Annotated in this window: 12 protein-coding genes; 11 read left to right on the forward strand and 1 reads right to left on the reverse strand. The window is 36.3% G+C overall.

Annotation, left to right across the window (positions count from 1 at the left end; all coding sequences use genetic code 11):
* Positions 1 to 50: 50 nt before the first annotated feature.
* From metF to J7574_RS04815, 4 genes are all read left to right on the forward strand, one after another.
* Positions 51 to 1,007, forward strand: a complete 957-nt coding sequence (gene metF / locus J7574_RS04800) for a methylenetetrahydrofolate reductase [NAD(P)H] (RefSeq protein WP_207297949.1) — start codon at positions 51 to 53, stop codon at positions 1,005 to 1,007.
* A 145-nt stretch (positions 1,008 to 1,152) separates the two neighbouring features.
* Positions 1,153 to 1,806, forward strand: a complete 654-nt coding sequence (locus J7574_RS04805) for a class I SAM-dependent methyltransferase (protein ID WP_290964918.1) — start codon at positions 1,153 to 1,155, stop codon at positions 1,804 to 1,806.
* A 197-nt stretch (positions 1,807 to 2,003) separates the two neighbouring features.
* Positions 2,004 to 3,227: a dicarboxylate/amino acid:cation symporter gene (locus tag J7574_RS04810; RefSeq protein WP_290964920.1), complete on the forward strand. Its 1,224-nt coding sequence runs from the start codon at positions 2,004 to 2,006 to the stop codon at positions 3,225 to 3,227.
* A 79-nt stretch (positions 3,228 to 3,306) separates the two neighbouring features.
* Positions 3,307 to 4,716: a pyridoxal-dependent decarboxylase gene (locus J7574_RS04815; protein WP_290964922.1), complete on the forward strand. Its 1,410-nt coding sequence runs from the start codon at positions 3,307 to 3,309 to the stop codon at positions 4,714 to 4,716.
* A 358-nt stretch (positions 4,717 to 5,074) separates the two neighbouring features.
* On the opposite strand, the gene gldA is transcribed toward J7574_RS04815, so the two are convergent.
* Positions 5,075 to 5,971, reverse strand: coding sequence for a gliding motility-associated ABC transporter ATP-binding subunit GldA (gldA, locus tag J7574_RS04820; RefSeq protein ID WP_290964925.1), 897 nt, complete (start codon positions 5,969 to 5,971; stop codon positions 5,075 to 5,077).
* A 147-nt stretch (positions 5,972 to 6,118) separates the two neighbouring features.
* On the opposite strand from gldA, the gene J7574_RS04825 reads away from it, so the two are divergent.
* The 7 genes from J7574_RS04825 (at position 6,119) to J7574_RS04855 (ending at position 21,721) form a co-directional block, all read left to right on the forward strand.
* On the forward strand, positions 6,119 to 6,697 hold the full coding sequence (locus J7574_RS04825; protein ID WP_290964926.1) for an outer membrane beta-barrel protein: 579 nt from the start codon (positions 6,119 to 6,121) through the stop codon (positions 6,695 to 6,697).
* A gap of 265 nt (positions 6,698 to 6,962) precedes the next feature.
* The gene (locus J7574_RS04830; RefSeq protein ID WP_290964929.1) at positions 6,963 to 9,905 is read left to right on the forward strand and encodes a T9SS type A sorting domain-containing protein; all 2,943 of its coding nucleotides are present in this window, start codon (positions 6,963 to 6,965) and stop codon (positions 9,903 to 9,905) included.
* A gap of 62 nt (positions 9,906 to 9,967) precedes the next feature.
* Complete coding sequence (locus tag J7574_RS04835; protein ID WP_290964932.1) at positions 9,968 to 19,828, forward strand: SpvB/TcaC N-terminal domain-containing protein; 9,861 nt, start codon at positions 9,968 to 9,970, stop codon at positions 19,826 to 19,828.
* A 9-nt stretch (positions 19,829 to 19,837) separates the two neighbouring features.
* The gene (locus J7574_RS04840) at positions 19,838 to 20,305 is read left to right on the forward strand and encodes a hypothetical protein (RefSeq protein ID WP_290964935.1); all 468 of its coding nucleotides are present in this window, start codon (positions 19,838 to 19,840) and stop codon (positions 20,303 to 20,305) included.
* Between the two features lie 24 nt (positions 20,306 to 20,329).
* Positions 20,330 to 20,554, forward strand: a complete 225-nt coding sequence (locus J7574_RS04845; RefSeq protein WP_290964937.1) for a hypothetical protein — start codon at positions 20,330 to 20,332, stop codon at positions 20,552 to 20,554.
* A 128-nt stretch (positions 20,555 to 20,682) separates the two neighbouring features.
* Positions 20,683 to 21,105, forward strand: coding sequence for a hypothetical protein (locus tag J7574_RS04850; RefSeq protein WP_290964940.1), 423 nt, complete (start codon positions 20,683 to 20,685; stop codon positions 21,103 to 21,105).
* Positions 21,068 to 21,721: a hypothetical protein gene (locus J7574_RS04855; protein ID WP_290964943.1), complete on the forward strand. Its 654-nt coding sequence runs from the start codon at positions 21,068 to 21,070 to the stop codon at positions 21,719 to 21,721. The genes J7574_RS04850 and J7574_RS04855 overlap by 38 nt, the downstream gene beginning before the upstream one ends.
* Positions 21,722 to 21,804: the final 83 nt, after the last annotated feature.

Here is a 21,804-nt window from a genome sequence, read left to right on the forward strand (position 1 = left end):
TTTACACGAACAGACTCAAAACTCTTAATTCATAACTCATAACGCAAATAATGAAAGTAACAGAACATATAGAAAACGCCAAAGGAAAAACATTATTCTCATTTGAAATTATTCCGCCTCAAAAGGGGAAAAGTATTCAGGAATTATACGATAATATTGATCCGTTAATGGAGTTTAATCCGCCGTTTATTGATGTAACGACTTCTCGTGAAGAATACATTTACATTGACCGTGGTAACGGACTTTTGGATAAAAAATTGACCCGTATGCGTCCGGGAACGCTTGGAATTTGCGCTTCTATAAAACATAAATATAATGTTGATACGGTTCCGCATTTGCTTTGTGGCGGTTTTACCAAAGAAGAAACGGAATACATGCTGGTTGACTGTCATTATTTAGGAATCAACAACGTAATGGCTCTTCGAGGCGATGCGATGAAAGACGAACAATCTTTTGTGCCAAAAGCGGGTGGAAATCATTACGCAATCGATCTGGTAAAACAAATTAAAGACTTAAACTGCGGAAAATATCTGCATGAAGTAATTGATGCCGACAACAAAGCCGATTTCTGTATTGGAGTGGCTGGTTATCCAGAAAAACATTTAGAATCTCCTTCTTTGCAATCAGATTTAAAAAGATTAAAAGAGAAAGTAGATGCCGGAGCTGATTATGTAGTAACACAGATGTTTTTTGATAATGCTAAATATTTTGCTTTCGTAGAAAAAGCAAGAGAAATGGGCATCACAATTCCGATTATTCCTGGAATTAAGCCAATTGCCGTTCAAAGACATTTACAAGTTTTACCACAAATTTTCAGAATCGATTTGCCAGAAGATTTAATTGATGCGGTAGACAAATGCAAAAATAACGCTGAAATCAAACAAGTGGGAATCGAGTGGGCAATTCAGCAGTCATTAGAATTAAAAGCAGCTGGAGTTCCGTTTTTACACTATTATTCAATGGGTAAATCAGAGAATATCCGTCAGATTGCGAGTCAGGTTTTTTAAGGATCGGCCTTAATTGTCATTGCGAGGAACGAAGCAATCTCACGAAGTATATCTTTGGTGATTTTGTAAATGTGGTTGCTTCGTTCCTCGCAATGACCAACATAACGTGGAATTGTTTAATTTAGAAGCTTAAAATTTTCACACCATGAAAAATGAAGAATTACAAGCCATAGCCTCTCAATTAAAAAATCCAACGGGAGAGAAAGGAATTGAAATGGGAAATATGATGAACGAAACAAACATCAATATGACCAAGCATTCCATCCAAAATCTTAATATATCTCAAGGAAATAAAATTCTGGAACTCGGGCACGGAAATGCAGGGCATGTTGAATTTCTTTTTGAACAAGCAGAAAGTCTAAAGTATTACGGACTTGAAATGTCTGAATTGATGTTTAAGGAAGCGCGCCAAACCAATAGAAATTTTGTTTCTCAAAAACAGGCTTTCTTTTCACTTTACGAGGGAAATATAATTCCGTTTGAAGACGAATCTTTCGACAAAATATTTACAGTAAATACCATTTATTTTTGGCAGAAGCCTGAAGAGTTACTCTCAGAAATTTATAGAGTTTTAAATTCAAATGGAAATTTCTGTCTAACATTTGCTGAAGAAGATTTCATGAAAACCTTGCCATTTACTCAATTTGGATTTGAGCTTTACAGCACCGAAAAAGCACAGAAATTAATTGAGAAAACAGCTTTCAAAATTGTTTACACCGAAACTCAGACCGAAAAAGTAAAAAGCAAAACAGGTGAATTGGTCGATAGAGCTTTTACTACAATAGTTTTGGAGAAGTAAAAAATCAATACATTTTATAAACACATAGAAACATAGATTTATTTTGATTTTAATCGAAAAGAATTAAGAGAAAAAACACATTTTTTCACACATAGCTATGTGCATTTAAACAAGTGAAACGCCTTTGTAGACAAAGAGGACTATGTTTCTATGTGTTTAAAATTATTAGCACAGAATCCTAACCCAATTGTATCATTATGGAAACTAAAAAAATCAATTTTCTGCAAAGTTACAGCAGTATACTTCTGCTTCTTGGAGGTATCACCATTGGGAGTATTTTTGGATTAGTTTTTGGAGAAAAAGTTCTAGTTATAAAACCAATTGGAGATATTTTTCTGAATTTGCTTTTTACAGCAATTATCCCGCTTATCTTCTTTACAATTGGTTCTTCGATTGCAAACTTGGAGCGAACTGAAAAGCTCGGAAAGCTATTTGTTATAATGTTGCTGGTTTTTCTGTCGACACTTTTAATTTCTGCAATTGTGATGATTTTTGCAGTTTATCTTTTCCCAATTCATCAGGATATTGCCATTACGAAAGTTCCATTTGAAAACATAGAATCTGGTTCTGTAGGCGATCAAATTGCAAAACTGGTTACGACAAATGATTTCTTCGAATTATTGTCTCGAAAAAGCATGCTGGCACTTATTATATTTTCGTTTTTAATTGGTTTTGCCACGTTACAATCTGGTGAAAAAGGTAGTGCTTTTAAGAGTTTTCTTGATTCAGGAAACGAGGTCATGAAACAATTGCTAAATATTATTATGAAATTTGCACCAATAGGTTTAGGAGCTTATTTTTCTTATCAGGTTGGTATTTTCGGACCACAATTGTTTGGTGTTTATGCAAAACCGATGGGGGTTTATTACGCGGCGTGTATCTTTTATTTCTTTACATTTTTCAGTTTATACGCAGTTATTGCTGGAGGGAAACGAGCTTTTAAAGTCTTTTGGAGCAATAACATCACACCTTCTTTAACAGCAATAGGAACTTGCAGCAGTATCGCAACCATTCCTGCAAATTTGGAAGCAGCACAAAAAATGGGAATTCCAGCACATGTGCGGAATCTTGTAATTCCACTTGGTGCTCCACTGCACAAAGATGGTTCGAGTATGTCATCCATCTTAAAAATTACTTTTCTGTTTGCCATGTTTGGAAAAGATTTCACAGAACCTTCAACCATTCTTTTGGCATTAGGAATTACGGTGATTGTTTCCATTGTAGAAGGCGGAATTCCGAATGGAGGGTACATTGGAGAAGTTTTAGCCATTACCGTTTATGGTTTTCCAATGGAGCAAGCTTTGCCAGTTGCTATGATTCTAGGAACATTGGTTGACCCGATTGCCACTTTGTTAAATGCCAATGGCGATGTGATTTCGTCAATGCTCGTTTCTCGATTTTCGGAGAAAACGAAATGGTAAAAGCCATTTTTTAAACACATTTTTTATTAACCTTTTTATATCCGCGCAATCTGCGCAACATAACTAATACAACAAATTTATGAATTCAATACTACAGCAAGATCTCGACGATTTTGAGAATATTTTAGAAAAAACAAAAAAGCAAGGAGTTGATTTTCTGAATGATATAGAAAATGTTCCAACTTCAAACACGTATACAATTGATCCAAAAACAACTTTAAATGAATTAGGATTAGGCTCTATTGATGCTCTAAAAGAATTTAATGAAAGATTGGCTCCTTTAATGGTTTCGTCATCTGGGCCAAGATATTGGGGATTTGTCACAGGAGGTTCAACTCCGGCATCTATTGTAGGTGATTGGCTTGCATCTGTTTACGATCAAAATACGCAAGCAATAAAAGCACAAGGTGGGGCATCGGCATTAATAGAGTTTGAAACAATTAATTTGCTATTACAGCTTTTAGACCTTCCCGATACATTTTTAGGCGGATTTGTTACTGGTGCTACGATGTCAAATTTTACTTCTTTGGCCGTTGCCAGACAATGGTTTGGAAAACAATTTGGAAAAGATTACGCTAAAAATGGAATTTCAGAAACAGTTAATATTTTAACCGCAACACCGCATTCTTCTTCTATAAAATGCCTATCGCTTTTAGGAATTGGGAGCCAAAATTATACCGTGGTAAAAACAGTTGAAGGAAATCGTGAAGCTTTAGATATTGTCGATTTGGAAGAAAATATTAAGAAATTAGACGGAAAACCTTTTATCTTGATTTCAAGTGCAGGAACTGTAAATACTGCAGATTTTGATGATTTTGAAGCAATTGTAGCCCTAAAAGAAAAATACAATTTCTGGTGGCATATTGATGGCGCTTTTGGCGGATTTGCAGCCGTTTCGGATAAATACAATCATTTGGTAAAAGGCTGGGAAGAAGCAGACAGTATTACGATTGACTGCCATAAATGGATGAATGTGCCTTATGAAAGTGCTTTCTTTTTAACTAAAAAAGAACATATTAATCTCCAGATTGAAACGTTTCAAAATTCTAACGCCCCATATTTAGGAAATGCATTAGAAAATTTCAACTATCTAAATGTACTTCCTGAAAACTCACGCCGTTTGCGTGCACTGCCAGCTTGGTTTTCGCTTAAAGCGTATGGAAAAGAAGGTTTCAGAGATATTATTGAAAGCAGTATAGCATTGGCTCTACATTTTGGAAATGCTTTGATAGAGAATGATTTTGAGCTATTAGCGCCAATTCGTTTAAATAATGTTTGCTTTACACTAAAGGGTGAACACAATCAAGAAAAAGTAAGCCAATTTTTATCTGCTTTGAACGACACGGGGAAAGTATTTATGACGCCGACAGTGTATCAAAACAAAAAAGGGATCAGAGCTTCTTTTGTAAATTGGCGAACCACAGAAAATGATGTAAAACTTGTAATTCAAGAAATGCGAGAAGTGCGAGAAGTGCTTTCTAATCTATAAATTTTATAAAAGTAGAAGAGCCTGTTTGAAGGAACAGGCTCTTGACTAACACAAAAAAAAACAAAAACAAGGTTTAAAGAACGAAATTTTTATAGACGGTATCTAAAATGCAATTATTCAGATCAAATCTTTTTATTAGTTTAACATAACAGAGCATTAAGATTTGATAGCCCAAATATAATATTATTTATAACAAGTCTAAATAAAAATAATAATTATTTTTTAAATGAAATCCTATTTTACTGATTAGCAGGAAAAAGAAGAGAAAATAAAAAAGAAAAGCGGTTTGTTTTTAAATAAAACAAACCGCTTTTCTAACTAAAAACTGTCCCGATAGCTATCGGGAGAGACCGAATACTTATTTCGTAATTTCTCTAAAAACAGCCTCTAGGTTTTTATTTTTCTGATTTAGCTGCAATGTTTTTAATCCGTTTTCGTTGGCAAAATCAAAAATTGCAGGACGCATATCCTTGTCTGTAACAAAAGTCAGCTCCCATGTCATGTCATGAGTATTTATGTACGAAGAAATATTTTCCAGTCTAGCCAAAAGCTGTTCTTCTACTTTGTAATCAAACTCAACTTCAATAACTTGCTCTTTATCTGCTGTAACCAAATGGTCTAATTTATTGTCTGCAACAATCTGTCCTTTGTCAATAATTATGACACGATCACAAATTGCTTCAACTTCTTGCATAATGTGTGTAGATAAAAAAACAGTTTTATTTTTTCCTGCATTTTTAATCACATTTCTAATTTCCATTAACTGATTCGGGTCCAGACCAGTAGTGGGTTCGTCCAAAATTAAAACTTCTGGATCATGAAGCAGAGCATTTGCCAACCCAACACGCTGGCGGTATCCTTTAGAAAGCTGTCCAATCTTTTTATTGCTTTCTGGTGTCAGTCCTGTCAGTTGGATTACTTCTTCAATTCTTGATTTTGGAATGTTATAAACATCGGCATTAAATGCCAAATACTCACGAACATACAAATCTAAATACAACGGATTATGCTCTGGCAAATATCCAATCGAACGCTGTACCGCTTTGGCCTCCGTCATGACATCGTGACTGTTTACAAGGGCTGAGCCTTCATCTGCCAATAAATATGTGGTCAAAATTTTCATTAAAGTAGATTTTCCAGCTCCGTTTGGACCTAAAAATCCAACAATTTCTCCTTTCTCAATCGAAAAAGAAATTGAATTTAATGCTTTTTGTGTTCCGTAACTTTTTGATATGTTGTTTACTACTATCGACATAGATTTTTTATTTGGTACAAAAGTAATTAGAAATACTGTCGATTGCTACATTTTGGCTTTTAAAGTATCTCTTAAAAAAAATATAAAAACCTTAATTCACGGCACTGTTGTTGTTAAGGGAAACATAAATTTTAAATAAAAGCCCAAATGAAAAAAATGTTAGTGGTAGCTGCTTTAGCTATCTGCAGTTTTGCAAACGCACAAAAAGGAACAGTATTAGTAGGTGGAAACATTGGTTATTCTTCTGAAACAAGAGATTATGGTAATGCTGAAAGAAAATCAAACGAATTTTCTTTTTCTCCAAAAGTAGGTTACCAATTTCACGAAAACTGGACTGTTGGAGGTGAATTTACTGTTGCTTCTTCAAAAGACGATCAAGGAGTAAACGAATACAAAACAAACAGTTTCAAAGCTGGTGCATTTGTACGTTATACAAAACCATTGAGCCAAACTTTTGCTGTATTCGCAGATTTAGGAGCTGGTTTTCAAAATCAAACAGACAAAAGCTATATTGGAGCAAACTATGCAAAATCTAAAGCAGACGGAATGTACATTGGTGTAACTCCAGCGCTTTTCATCAACATGCAAAAAGGTTTTGGTCTTAACTTCAGTATTGGAGGTTTAGGATACGAAACTTTAAACTATGACAATAACGGACCAGATGTTAGCAATTTCTACTTCAACTTTGGTAAAACATTAAACATCGGAATCTCTAAAAACTTCTAATCTTAGTTTTTATATTCAATTTCAGAAAGCGCTCCAATTGGAGCGCTTTTTTTGTGCTTTAATTTTTTTAATCTGATTTTAAAGTATTTTAATTAATAGAATTTCCTTCTTCTTTATAAATCTAATTTAGGTGGTTTATTCTTTTGTTTAAAAAAAATTAACAAGTTAATTTTTATATTTTTCTTTTTTGTTTCCGAATAATGTATTAAAATTGTAAGAAATTTACTTTAAAAAGTAAAGTTTACTAACCAATATCGATGTGGCAATGAGAAGAATAATTACTTTGTTGATTTGTATTTTAGTTTTAAGTTTTCACTTCTCCGTTCGTGGCCAATCGCCAGGAGGAATTTCAGGAGCTCAAGTATGGTTCAAATCAAATCGTCTTTCAAATGGTAATTTTGGATGGCAAGATTACAGTGGAGACGGTTCTAAGTTAAACAACTGGAATACCAATACTGAATATACTAATGCAGGGCGCTACTTCAATTTCAATCCATCATTATATTTAGATGGTGGCAGCCGTCAGTTTTTTTTAAATAATACCAATTTATCGCAAGGAACTATAATCGGGCTATTTGGCCATTCAGGTACCTATTTTAATTATGAAAATATATTGTTTGGGATTACTGGGCGTCCAAATGAGGGTGCTTTAGTTAGTAATGATAAAATTGTCAATAGCAAAGAAAGAGATGCTGAAATTTTAGATTATGGCAGCAGTGTTGGTGAAGATTTGTATCGCAAGCAAGATAATAGCGAAGGAATTGATGCAAAGTATCGAGAACGTTCCTTAAAAATAGTTTCCTATTACCAATATCAACAGCCTAACAGTTCAGTTTGGGGAGAAGATCAAAAAGCTAATCTTACTCTAGGATATGGCTATTTAAATACGGCTAATGGTCTGTCAACTTATTCAATGACCAACTTTGCTAATAATTTTTATGGGTACGTTCCTGAATTGTTAGTATACAGTAGAGTCCTGACCCCTCTTGAACGCAGAAAAGCCGAAACGTATCTTGCAATAAAATATGGAGTCAGCCTGGGTAATTCGTACATCGCAAGTGATGATAAATTAATATGGGACTGGAATGCAAATGCAAAATACAATAATCGCATTACCGGAATAATGCGTGATGATGTTAGTGGTTTAAATCAGCCATTTTCAACGACAAGTTATGAAGAAACACCGTATCATTCGGATGCATACGATTCTTACTACGATACCAACTATAGAGATCAGTCATCCCGTTACCGATTATTGGTTATGGGACAATTTCCAGGAAACGATCTCCTAGATAAAAACGCAACTTTATGGGGCGACGACAATGGCGCTTTAGCTACTCAAAATAGTGGTGGTATTGCTGGAATAAAACGAATGCAGCGAACGTGGAAACTAGTTACGAATGTATCTCCTCCGACAGCAGAACAAAAAATGTTGCTTTTTAATACTACAGGATTGGATGTAGACTCAGAATTTGGCAGAAGCACTTTTACAAATAGAACAGCCTCTACTGTAGGAACAAGTGTTACCAAAATTCCTTTGCAAGGCAAGAACGGATATTTAGAATTTAAATCAATACCGGTTGGAACTGAAATTCAAGTGAAATTTGGAGATCAAAGCGGTGTGGCGGGTACATCTGATTACGGAATAAAAATAGACGCGACAGGAGCTACTTACATTTTAGAAAACACAAAGAAGCCAGAATATTGGAGAACCATGTCTGCTACTATTCACACTCTAAGCATCGAGAAAAAAGAAAATGAGATATACATAAACATTTATAATCCTGACGGAACGAAAGATCTTGCAACAAAAAAACTGACCATTGCACCGGCAGATATGGATAAAGCCTTTTATGGAGTTGTTGCATTACAGAAAAAAAATGCAGATGTATCCTTAACAGTAGCCCACGGTGGTTTTGTTCCTACAGGCTCAAGAGTAGAGCTCTCATTTGATGCATCAAGAGCAGCAGAATTCGCCAATAATACAGACAGAAGCTTTTTAATCATTGACCGTTCGGGTACAGGAGAATTTGCTGTTGAAAATGTCGAATACTATCCGGTAAGTGACATTGACAATACCAGAAAAAAAATCATTTTCAATAATGTAATCTGGGATACAGATGGCAATGGCAAAGATGTATTTTCTTTTGGATATAAAGATGCGACCGTGAAACTTATTGCTCTCGAAGAAGGAGTTGCACCAACTTGTAAAGATGAGGTTTTGCAGCAGAATGGAAAAATTAAAATTGAAGTAAAAGAAGGACTTCCTGGCTACAAATATACACTTACTAAAACGGCAAGTTCTACAGTTTTGCAAACGGGAACTTTCTATGATTCTAAAAAAGAAATCGAAAACTTAGAAGCAGGAGATTATAACCTTACTTTAGAAATGCTAGGCACCAATTTCCAAAAAACAGGAGCTCCCTTGGCAGCAGTTACTTCAGGTACAGCGCTTCCAGCAGGAACTAATGGAAGTTTGGTATGGGCAGTAACAGATTTTGTTTCAGATAAATATGTCGGGTTTATTAGTCAAAAAACAGTAAATACAGCCTTGCTTAATTATGGCGTTGTCATCAAGCAAGATCAATTGTATTTCTGGAATAAAGGAACAATGTCGGCGGCCCTAGCATCCTTAACAAAAGGGAGCCAGATAAAATTGGATTTACAAGGAAATGTTTTTAGTTGCTCTGTTGATGGCAAAAACGTAGGCAGTCAAGTTGTTAATGCTCCAGATACTGGAATTGCATATTATGCATTTGTGGCTTTAGACGGAGCAAATAATGGCATTTACAATCTAGTTAGTACCGGTTTTGTAATCAGTCCTACTAAATTAACATGGGGAACAGCTGGTTATCTAACTATTGCAGAAGGTGACGGAACTACAAGTAAAGTAGTGCAGCAAATAACACTTACAGCACCAGAATGCAAAGAAATAGTGCCGCCAACACCAGAAGTAACAGATAATCTTATAGTTGCTCCAATTCCTTCAAAAGTAGGAGCAAGTTTTACAATCAATGTAAAATTAAATGAACCTTCAGAAGTGATGGTTTTAATATTTAATACTTCAGGAACATTGATTACACAGCTGAGAAATCCCGAATACCAAAAGACAAGCACTTTTACGACAAGCCTTCCTGCAGCAGGGGTTTACATCATAAAGGTGCTTACAACAGCGGGAGAATTTTCTAAATCGATAATTATCAACTAGAGTTTTGCTGTTTAGTGAAAATTCAACAATAATAAGTAATCCATACCAATTTTAGGAAAACCATGGAAAAGAAGAAAAATTTCAAATTAGCAATTCAAAGAGTTACAGCAAGTATTTTGGCTGTTCTAATTTTTGGACAAACTGCTTTTGCTTATAATTTTAAATCGGAGAGCAAAATTGTGAATAATGTTACTCCAACTTCTGTTTTAAATACTGAAGGTAATAGCTTAAAAACTATTAAAACCAAAAAAAATAACGAAGAATCGCACGTAGAAAGAGTGGGTGCATCCAATCAAATTATCATTAGCGCAGTAGAAAAAGAAGGTACTATTGGGGCATATGGCGGGAAATTATTAGATAATCCAGCAGATAATTTATTTCATTTTGAAATTAAGCAAAATATTGCACCTAGCGACAGAGTAAAACTAGTTTATGAACTGCAAGGCGTTGCGGATCATCAGGGGGTAGCTATCAGTGTAAACGATGAATTTTCTAGCGGAGGAACTTGGGTGCAACAAAGCGATCAATGGAGCAAACAGGAACAATACATAAATGCAGCTAGTTTAGGCAGAGGTGAAAATACGCTTCAGTTTTCGCTTCCAGAAAATGCAACCTATGGATATCAGGTTCGTAATTTGTCTTTAATAATAGAAAAAAGCAAATCGGGCTCTTTAAGAATGGACAATTTAAAAGGACTGAATTACAAAGGAGAAGGTTATGTTAGTGGTTTTGTTCAGGGATTACCAGCAGATAGCCAAATTACAGTTGAAGGAAAAACAATTTCACATTACAATGGCTTTTTTGAAACAATACTGCCTGCAGGAAATAATTCAAAAGCAACGGTAAAGATCCATTCGAAAGGGCAAATATTAGAAAAGACAATCGCTTTAGAAATCATAAATAATGTTTACAAAGAACCTTTAACAGCGGTTTTTGCAGGACAGTCAAAAGCATTTATAAAAGGCCAAAAAATGGCATTGAGTGTAGGAGCGGCAAGTTTAGAGGTAAATGCTTCGGCTTTGTTGCAAAATAAGACTTTAAGCATAACTCCGTTACGAGCGATCGATTTGCCGGCATTAGATCCGACAATGACAAACCTTACATTAGGAAATGGATATCGTTTTCTGCCACATGGCGAACATTTTGCTGAAGGAGCATTGGTAAAATTAGGATATAAGAAAGAATTACTGCCTCAGGGATATACTGAAGAAGACATTAGAACTTTTTACTTTGATAAAAGCACAGGACATTGGGAAGCCTTAGAACGTGATAGTCTTGATGTTGCAAACCAAGTAATCATTTCAAAAACCACCCATTTTACCGATATGATCAATGGTGTTATCAAAACACCAGAATCTCCAGATACGCAGGGTTTTGCAGCTACAATGATGAACGATATCAAGGCAGCAGATCCGACAGCAGCAATTCAGGCTATACAGCCACCAACTGCAAATCAACACGGGACAGCAGATTTAAGGTATAGCATTGAAGTGCCCCCTGCGCGTAACGGTATGCAGCCCAGTATTTCTATTAATTATAATAGTGATGTTAGCAACGGCTGGCTTGGAGAAGGTTGGAGTATGCAATTGCAAACCATCAGTGTAGACACACGCTGGGGAGTGCCACGTTATAGTACAACACAGGAAACAGAAACCTATACTATGGGTGGAACAATGCTCGCTGTGATGGAAAACCAAAAACCTATAGTAGCCCATCGTGGAGAAAAAATAGCCCGTAAGTCGGGCGACGTTCAGTTTTATCCAAGAACAGAAGGAAGTTTTAGTAAAATAATCAGAAAAGGTAGCGATCCTAAAAATTATATATGGGAAGTAACCGATAAAAATGGAACCAGATACCAGTATCAACAAACCCTTAAAGGAGACAATGGCAATATAGCACAATGGTACTTAACAAGTATAACAGAATTGCATGGGGATTACATTAAATATAATTATACTTCTACAAACGAAACAGTAGGCGGCGGCATCACAGCAAAAGCTGTATATCTGTCACAAATAGAATACGGAAATAAAGACGACAATGCACACAGTACAATTGCCTTTACAAGCGCGGGTGAGAAAACAGTAAAAACTAGCAGCGGACGTTACGGTTTCCTGACTTCTGAACAGAAATTGTTGACTAAAGTAACGGTAAACCATTTGGGGAAAACACTTCGCAGTTACGATTTTGTCTATAAGGCAGGTGATGGAGCTTTTAAGAAAACGCTATTAGAAAAAGTAGTGCAGAACGATGCGGCTGGATCAAAATTCAATGAACATATTTTTGATTATTATGATGATGTGAAAGCTTCGGAAGGATATGTACCTTTTAAAGCAAAAGAAGATTGGAATACAGGAGCAGATAATGTAACAGGAAACGCTGTAATAACAAAAGCCGATATTAGTAAAGACGGTATTATTTTCAATGATAAAATATCAGCCTTAGGCGGTGGAGTTTCTACTTCGGGTGGATTCTCTCTCTATGTAGGAGTTGGGCCTAATGACGGAGGTATAAATTCAACAAGCAACACTGCAGGTGCAAATTTTTCATATTCCTCTTCAGAGTCAAAAGGGTTTTTGGCTTTGGTTGATATTAACGGAGATGGTTTGGTAGATAAAGTTTTTAGAGAATCAGGAAAAATTTATTACAGGCCAAATCTTGGAGATAAAACTTTTGGCGATCGTTATCAAATAAACGGGATTTCGGCAATTTTGATGAATAAAACGGTGTCGACTAGTTTCGGTGCTGAAACTAAACCTGGATTCGGTAATATGATAGTGACCTTAGGAACCAGTTATGAAAATAGCAAAAGTACCACAAGTACATATTTTCAGGATATAAATAACGATGGTCTGGTCGATTTAGTTCGTGATGGGGTGGTTTATTTTAATCATATCGTTAATCTGAACGGAAATGCCATTCCTACCTTTACCACTTCAAGTTCTGACACTGCCAGTCCAATGAAAGGGAATGGTACTATAGATAAAACGGTTACGGCAGTTGATCCTGCCGAGCAGGCAGAAGCCATTGCAAATTCACCATTGCAGGATGTAGTGCGTGTATGGGAAGCACCTTTTGCAGGTACTGTAAAAATTGACGGTATCGCTACACTCAAAGCGCCTACAGGAACTTATGACGAGGCCGAATATGCACTGGCAGATGGAGTTTTTGTAGGAATACAAAAAGCAGGTACACAAATTGTGGCACAACAACCGCTGACAAAAATAACTCCTTCTTTAAATCTTACGGTAGCTTCGCAAACAGTGGCAAAAGGCGAAAAAATATATTTCAGGGTTCAGTCCGGACGTACAGATTTGGCCAATGGCGCTTTTGATCAGGTAGACTGGAATCCAGTTATTACCTACACCGATGTAAGCCGAGCCGGTTTGCCAACAAATCCTGAAGGACAGCAGCGTTTTAGTTACAAAGCCAGCGAAGGTTTTGTGGTTGAAAACAGTACAACAAATGCCGTTCCTCAAAAAACAAATGAAACAGGAGCCATCAGGGTAACAGGAGTTTTTACAAAACCGGTGACAAGTGATGCTGTTTTGGTTAGCATTTCAGGAAAAGACAGTTCAGGAGTTTTTGAAACCATTTGGTGTAGAACATTTGCCAGAACCGAAACTTTTAATGGGACATTAACAGCCCAAACAATTCTGTCGGCCATTGTAGCAGATTATCAGGAAGTAAAAATTGATGTAACTAGTGAAACCAATGTAGCATGGGACAAAATAACCTGGGATGCCACGTTAACGCATTATCCTGCGGGAACATTTACAGCTATAAATACATCTGATGCTAATTGTGCAGGAATAAACAAAGCAAACATCACAGGCGCATCAGACTACGAAGTGGTTCCTTTCAAAGACTACAGCATTTTTGCCAGTCATTTAATCGAAGGGAATGTCTATACTGCAGCAACTACAGCTCTTAGTTTGACACCTACTTTTACGGCAACAAATACAGATAACATCACTTACAAGGTAACATTATCAGCCAAAACAAGTGCCGGTGTTTTACTGGGCAAGAGCAATTATACCATGAAGAATGGGGCACTTGTTTCTATTACTCCTTTAGCAGTAACAGCAGCTGTAGGCGACAAAATTTGGGTTGAATATACCATTTCTGACCGTGCGGCATTGGGAACAATTGCTCCGCCTGTAACTACAGTAAACATAAACGGAACAACACTTACAGCGGCAGTATTTGCTCCAGCAATGGCAGATTCAGAAAAATTTGGTTCAATGCAACGACATTGGGGGCAGTTTGTGTACAATAGCATGAACGGACGCTACAACCAGCCTATAGACGAAAGCAAACTGATATTACCGGATTCTGACAAAGCTGAAACTGATCCTAGAAAAATGATCTTTATGGTTATGAATCCTGATGTAACAACCAAAAAATACTGGTCTGGAGCCAATAACCAGATTTATGTAAACAATACATTCATGTCAAGTTCACGTTTAGGCGAGAGCAATGTAGTATTAACAAATCCGCTGGACGGATTAGCTATTGGAACTCCAACTACAAACAAGCCTTATTGTACAGAAGGAACTGGAGCATTTGGAATTAATAAAATCACTAAATCAACAAGTACATCAGTACAAACAGGAATTGGAGGTCTTACAGCTAGCAATGCTACAGGTAATACGGAGGTAATTACCGATTTTCAGGATATGAATGGTGATGGTTTCCCTGATATTATTTCAAAATCAAATATTCAAATGACCAATAGTAGCGGAGGTTTTGAAGGAGAAAATATTGCAATTTCAGGAATTCATACCAGTAGCCATGAGGCTAAGTCTGTATCTTATGGAGGGCAAGCTTTCTTTTCGTCTGCTGTAGCTACTGCTAGAGCCACTTATAAAAAAGATAAATCAAACATGGCGGCAAAAGCAGCATTAAATAATGCTAAAAATGCAAGCAGCTCGCTTACCATCAGTGGAGGAATTGCTACTAATAACGAGGCAACGGTGCAAACTTGGACTGATATTAATGGTGATGGACTTCCGGATAAAATATTGAGTGATAAAAAAGTACAACTTAATTTAGGATATGGTTTTACTGATCCAATTGATTATGGACTAGAAGATATCAGTAAAGGAGAATCTATTTTTCCAAGTTTTGGATTAGGGGTAGATTTTGGTTCTTCATCAATTACAGCAGGATATGGAGTAACTAAAAATATTAGCTGGAACGACTTTACTTTACAGGATGTTAACGGAGACGGACTTGTAGACCAGGTATTTAAAAACGATTTGGTGCGACTTAATCTGGGAGATAAGTTTAGCGCACCAATTCCATGGAATGGACTTGGTACTTTAGGGCAAGTATCCTCTACAGCGGAATCGCTCAATGCAGCATTTACAGTAGGTTTTCCCGTTTTTTTGGTAAAAGTAGCCATAAACCCAGGAGCAAACGTAGCGCTTTCAAGTAACCGTGTAGAAACCCAATTGCAAGATATAGATGGTGACGGATTCCCAGATTATTTAACTTCAACAGTAGATAATGCCATAGAAGTAAAGCGCTCTACTATTGGCCGCACCAATAAACTAAAAGCAGTGCGTACACCACTTGGCGGAGAGTTTATTGTAGACTATACTAGAAGTAAGCCTACTTATGACCATCCGGGAGGGAAATGGGTCATGCAGAGTGTTGTAGTAAAAGACGGAATTGCAAGTGATGGTGTAGACATGAAAACACAATTTGCCTATGCAAAAGGAAAATACGAACGCCACGAAAGAACATTCCTTGGCTTTGGTGAAGTAAAAACACAAAACATAGACACCGAAAATGGGGATAAAGTATATCGTACCTTAACTCAAAACTTTGATGTTTCTGATTACTACAATAGCGGACAATTATTAAGCTCTATTTTAGAGAGTAATGAAGGTGTAGACAGTTCAACAAATTCTGGTGCAAAATATACAGAGAGTACACAGGATTACTATACCTATGCAGTAAAAGCAACTGGAGACCAATACGACTTTACTCCTATAACCAAAATATGTTCAGACAGAGGGGTAAGCTTTACTCCCCTTAAAAAAGCCGTTTCATTAGCTTACGAAGGCGGTACAAATCCGCTTCAGTTAAACGAAATAAACTATGAATACTATGTAGGTTCAGGAACCTTTGGAGATTTAAAGAGCTACACCTACAAAGATAATTCCTCAGGGAATTATAAAACCGAAATTTCTTATTCGGCAAATTTGAGCAAACATATTTTAGGACTGCCTGTAAATAGCAGAGTATTTATAGGGGGAACATTAGTTCGTGATTTTAGGGCAGCCTATGCAGATCCTAATTTTGCCAATCATATTACCCAAGTTAGCCAGAAACTTAATGATAGCCAATGGGCAATTACCGATTTAAAATATGATAGTTGCGGAAACATAACTCAAAAAACATTGCCTGAGAATTATAAAAAAGAACGTCCTGTGTTTAAGTATCGTTACGATGATACTTTCAAGATGTATGTAGAAGAAATCTCAGACCAGTTTGAGTACAGAAGTTACAACAGAAATTACGACAGCCGTTACGGGATTCCATTAGAAACCGAGGATATAAACGGTTATGTAATCAAGAAAGAAATTGATGAATTTGGTCGTTTGACCAAAGTTCAAGGGCCAAAAGAGGCAGCTGTAGGACAGCCTTATACCATTATGATGGAGTATTTCCCGAAGACTGAAGTGTCTAACGGAAACCTGACTAGAACCGCTTATGCCAAAACCAAACATTTTGATGCACAGCACCCTAACGATCCTATAGAAACAGTCACTTTTGTAGATGGACTAGGAAGAGCCATTCAGGTCAAAAAAGACGCTGCTATTACTGACAATAAGAAACCAGACCAGCAGAGCGATGTTATGATTGTTTCTGGCCGTGCGAAGTTTGATGCTTTTGGGCGTGTCAAAGAAGCCTATTATCCGCAGACTTCGTCACTTGGCGACTGGAATAAATTTATGGACAGTTTTGATGCCGTTGAGCCAACTAAAACAACTTATGACGTTCTGGATCGACCAATTACAACCACTCTGCCTGACGGAGCAGCCACAAAAATGGTCTACACCATAGAAGGAAGTATGTTAAAAACTGAAGTGACAGACGCCTTAAACAACATAAATGCAAGTTATGCAGACGGTTCAGGAAAAACCGTAAAAACGCTAGATGCCAATAATGTTGCAACACAGTTTGGCTATGACGGAATAGGAAGAAACACCACCGTGACGGATGCACAAGGGCAACAAACCCTAAGCACTTACGATATGGGCGACAGACGCACGCAGGTTATACAGCCAGATGCAGGAAAAAGCACCTTTAAATATGATGCTTTAGGAAACCTCTTAGAAAGACAGACAGCAAATCTAGAAGCTAAAAGCAAAAAGATTACTTATGAGTACGATTACGGCAGACTAACCAACATACATTATCCTGAAAACCCTCAGAACGATGTACGTTATGTCTATGGCTCTAAAAACGAAAGCCAGAACCGCAAAGGAAGATTAATCCTGTTGGAAGATGCCACAGGAGCGCAAGAATTCTCATACGGCGTTATGGGTGAGATCGAGAGCATTAAAAGAACCGTGATTGTGCCCAACTCGGCCATAGCCACTTATGTTACAAACTGGAAATACGATTCTTGGAACCGATTGCAGGAAATGATTTATCCTGATCAGGAAAAAATAAGCTATACCTACAATTCTGGCGGATTGTTGCAGGCAGTGGCAGGAAAAAAAGCCTACAGTTACAATTATGTCAACAAAATAGGCTATGACAAATTTGAGCAGCGAAGCTACCTGAAATACTGTAACGGAACCGAAACCAAATACGATTACGAGCCTTTGAGAAGAAGACTCGACAATATGACTGTAGCCTCCGGAACAGGCTATCAGGGCAATAATACGCCAAGGACGTTTATGAACAATAAGTACCAGTACGACAAAGTAAGCAACGTACTCAATGTAACCAATAGTGCCGCTGGCGTAACCAATAAAATGGGAGGCAGCATGGCGCACAATTATGCCTACGACAACCTGTATCAATTGACTTCTGCAAATGGAGTCTATACAGGTGCCGACCAGAAAACGGCAAACTATAATTTAGAAATGAAGTACGATAACCTGCATAACATTATAAGCAAAACACAAAACGTGGCGCAGAACAAAGTGACCGAAACAGGCGCTTTAAAAGCAGGTTATACCCTGAATTATAATTACAACAGCACCAACAAACACCTGCTGGATAATATAGCCGAAACAGAATACAGAACTAAAAATACCGACCCAAAAGTCGATAAGCAGAAAAACAACAAATACACGTACGACAAAAACGGTAACATGATTTACGTGAATACTGAAGAGGTCAAACTTAATAATCAAGTGGTTGAAAAAGCTCAGGAAAAGAAATTAATCTGGGACGAAGAGAATCGTTTACAGGCTATTGACATAAACGGTTACGTTTCTAACTATACTTATGACGCAGGTGGAGAAAGGGTAACCAAACTATCAGGCGGAGGACAAGGTATTTTTGTGAATTCTGTATTTGCAGGAGGCAAAACTTCGACTTCAGATTTTACCCTTTATGTAAACCCATATTTGGTTGCACAAAATGGTGGCAGATATACCAAGCATATCTATATTGGAAGCCAAAGAATTGTTTCTAAAATAGGTGATTTTGAAAGCTATGGCGCTGACCCAAGACGTGTGGAAAAAGCAGGAGAGTCATTCTCTGGCGTAAAAGTAAATTATGATGCGAAATACAAGAAAGCATTAGAGATAACGAAATCTAATTATGATACGTTTGAAGTGCCGTATTATGGTGTGGACAATAACGATTATGTAAACGGTCTTGGTTTTTGTTGCAATCCTTCTGGAGAAACTAATTCTAGTTCTTCAACAGGAAAAATGGCTAAAAACGACAATGCTGAATTGCAACAATTCTATTATCATCCAGATCATTTGGGCAGTACATCTTATATCACTAACTTAGACGGCGAGGTTGTACAGCATATTGAGTACGTGCCTTTCGGGGAGGTTTTCTTAGAAGAGAAGAATGCCAAGTGGAATACGCCGTATTTATTCACAAGTAAAGAGCTTGACAAAGAAACAGGTCTTTACTACTACGGAGCTAGATATTTTGATCCGAAGCTCGGACTCATGAAATCTGTTGACCAAATGGCTGAAAAATATCCGAATTGGTCACCATACAATTATGCCTTTAATAATCCTGCTAAGTTTATTGATCCTGATGGTAATGAACCTGATGATATTATCATAAAAGGGAAAAATAATTCAAGCCTAACCATAAAAACAAGCGCAATAGACATTACTTTAAATTCAGATCGAGATTTTAAAGGGAATCATACAATTTCTGACGTAACTAATTTAGCAATTGGCTATCAAATAACAGGATCAGTTACAGCAGTAGCAGGTACTGGTACAAGTGGAAGTATTTCTAAAATAAACACACTGTTTTTAGGAAATGAATATTCGGGCTATTGGTACGATTATATGGGAGTTGAAGGTCAATTAAACGCAGAAACAGGTTTTTCGGTTTCAGCGAATGCAGGAGCAAGTTGGTTTTTGGCAGTTCATGATCCTAAAGTTAAGAATACTAATAATCCCGAGGCATTTGCTGGTCAATATACAGGAGGAGGAGTTTATGGTTCTTATGAGCCTTTGTTAGGGAAAGTAGCTGTAAATGGCCAAGTATCAGTAGCAAAAGATAAATCATGGACAGTTTACAGTTTAGGAGCTTCTGTTGGAATAGGTCCATCAGGAGGAATTTTTGCAGGAGGAAATATAGGGGGAGAAGCACATATGGGAACGACGATGTTACTTACAAAGCCAGTCCCTACAAAACAACGTAGTTGGGCAGATATAATATCTAACTGGTATAAAAAATTAAAACTTCCTTTTTAATAATTGATTATGAAAAAAATAACGAAACAACTATTATTTATTTTGATTATTATAATAGCTTTCATAGGTGTAATTATAATTAGTCAATTTTATATTAAAGAACAGCATAAAGACGTTTTTGAACATACAGGTAAGAATATTGAAAAGATTCAATTTAAGGGAGCCGTTATGGATTCGAAAATTGTTAAACATGGGGGAAGGCAGTATGGAATTGTATGCCTTAAATTAGATTACTCTAATATAGATAATTTTTATGTTTTCAATGAATCGGCTTGTTTGAAAATAAAAGATGGAAAGGCTATTATGTCGATTGGATTTGTTATGCAAAACGAAGCAAAAGTAAAATATATTGAAGTTAATATGCATGGAGATAAAAAAGAAAGGTACTTCAAAGAAGGAGGAGAAGTAGATGAGTATGAAATGACACTTGCTTCCAATGGTATAATAGAGTCAGATATAAAATTTTGTAATGAATAATTTGGTATTGTATCAGAATAGGTAATGCATCAAAATAGGGCATTGCCAGATCATTTGGGCAGTACATCTTATATCACTAACTTAGACGGCGAAGTGGTGCAGCATATTGAGTACGTGCCTTTCGGGGAGGGTTTCTTAGAAGAGAAGAATGCCAAGTGGAATACTCCGTATTTGTTTACTTCGAAAGAGCTCGATAAAGAGACAGGATTGTACTATTACGGAGCTAGATACAAGAATCTTATGCTTTAGCATCTTCAATCGTTAACTTAGCAAATTACAAAGTCAAAACGATATCTTCAACTTTACAAACCGAGGGGATATATGGCTACGGTAACGGCGGTAATTCTACAAAATATAATAATAATTCAGAGTATGGAATGCAAGCGGCTATCAATGCTGTGATAGGAGGAAATGATTTTTCAAATGGTGCAACGAGATGGGATGGTTTTGATTTAGCAACTAAAGGATGGGATCATATTAAATCTAGAACACTTGGATTAGGAATTAATACTTCACATTTTAACACATTTCAAGGATTCTGGACTGACGATAAATTGGCTAAATATTCAGGTAATAAGAATGCTGTTTTTAATCCAGATTTTAAAATGACAGGAAGATTATTGACATATTCGCCTGCAAGCCAAGGATATTTCAATGGAATGGTTCTCCTTAATTCTTCAGCAGCATATGGAGGAACCATTTTTTGGAAAGCAACACCATCTTTTTCAATCAAAGCTATAAATTTCAGCCCCAATTTAAATTATGAAAAAATTAAAGGTAGAACAGCTAAGCCACTATAGCCTATTGCTTATATGTGCTTTATTGTTTAATTGTCAAAAGAACGATCGATTACAGCAAAATGAAAGTAAAACATCAATTAATGATAATAAGAGTTTAAGCAAAGAAGCTTTTTTTAAGTGTACCACAGCTAAAGATACAGTTTTCAAAAATGGAGATTATGTCAAATTTATACCAATTAATAATAAAAGTTATGGTATTGAAATAAAATTGAATGATATTACTGATATTCTTGATAATTATTCGTTTGACTGTAATTCTTATAATGGCATGATTCCAAAGCTACTGTTCAAAACGGACTATATTGTTTTATCACAAGGCTCAAGTACTGATTATAGATATTTAATAATATGTAATGCAAACAATAAGTTAGGTAAAATTGATGTTACTAAATTTGAAACAGAGATTGTAGAAAATTCTGGAAAGGAGTTTCTGTTTTTTAAAAAAGGACATAAGTTTTTTTTCTTTAATATGGAGAGCAAAAAAATATTCTCTAAAGAATTACCGGATCGTTTTTTTAATGCTAAAGTTGAAAAGTTTGAATTATATAAAAACAAAGTCATAGTTGTTTTTACAAGAGGAGATTCATTGGCCTATAAGTTAAATGAATTTAAATAAAAACGGGTAATGTATAAGAATAGGGCATTTTTTAATAACGCCAGTAAATATGAAAGAAATAATAAGATAAGTTTAAAATTCAT

The sequence above is a fragment of the Flavobacterium sp. genome, from assembly GCF_017744675.1.
In the GTDB taxonomy this organism is placed as follows: Bacteria; Bacteroidota; Bacteroidia; order Flavobacteriales; family Flavobacteriaceae; genus Flavobacterium.

Excerpts from the sequence above, each read along its gene's own strand:
- gldA (WP_290964925.1), bottom strand. The coding sequence starts at position 5,971 with ATGTCGATAGTAGTAAACAACATATCAAAAAGTTACGGAACACAAAAA.
- J7574_RS04810 (WP_290964920.1), top strand. The coding sequence starts at position 2,004 with ATGGAAACTAAAAAAATCAATTTTCTGCAAAGTTACAGCAGTATACTT.
- J7574_RS04815 (WP_290964922.1), top strand. The coding sequence starts at position 3,307 with ATGAATTCAATACTACAGCAAGATCTCGACGATTTTGAGAATATTTTA.
- J7574_RS04835 (WP_290964932.1), top strand. The coding sequence starts at position 9,968 with ATGGAAAAGAAGAAAAATTTCAAATTAGCAATTCAAAGAGTTACAGCA.
- metF (WP_207297949.1), top strand. The coding sequence starts at position 51 with ATGAAAGTAACAGAACATATAGAAAACGCCAAAGGAAAAACATTATTC.
- J7574_RS04825 (WP_290964926.1), top strand. The coding sequence starts at position 6,119 with ATGAAAAAAATGTTAGTGGTAGCTGCTTTAGCTATCTGCAGTTTTGCA.
- J7574_RS04805 (WP_290964918.1), top strand. The coding sequence starts at position 1,153 with ATGAAAAATGAAGAATTACAAGCCATAGCCTCTCAATTAAAAAATCCA.
- J7574_RS04845 (WP_290964937.1), top strand. The coding sequence starts at position 20,330 with ATGCATCAAAATAGGGCATTGCCAGATCATTTGGGCAGTACATCTTAT.
- J7574_RS04855 (WP_290964943.1), top strand. The coding sequence starts at position 21,068 with ATGAAAAAATTAAAGGTAGAACAGCTAAGCCACTATAGCCTATTGCTT.
- J7574_RS04840 (WP_290964935.1), top strand. The coding sequence starts at position 19,838 with ATGAAAAAAATAACGAAACAACTATTATTTATTTTGATTATTATAATA.
- J7574_RS04850 (WP_290964940.1), top strand. The coding sequence starts at position 20,683 with ATGCAAGCGGCTATCAATGCTGTGATAGGAGGAAATGATTTTTCAAAT.
- J7574_RS04830 (WP_290964929.1), top strand. The coding sequence starts at position 6,963 with ATGAGAAGAATAATTACTTTGTTGATTTGTATTTTAGTTTTAAGTTTT.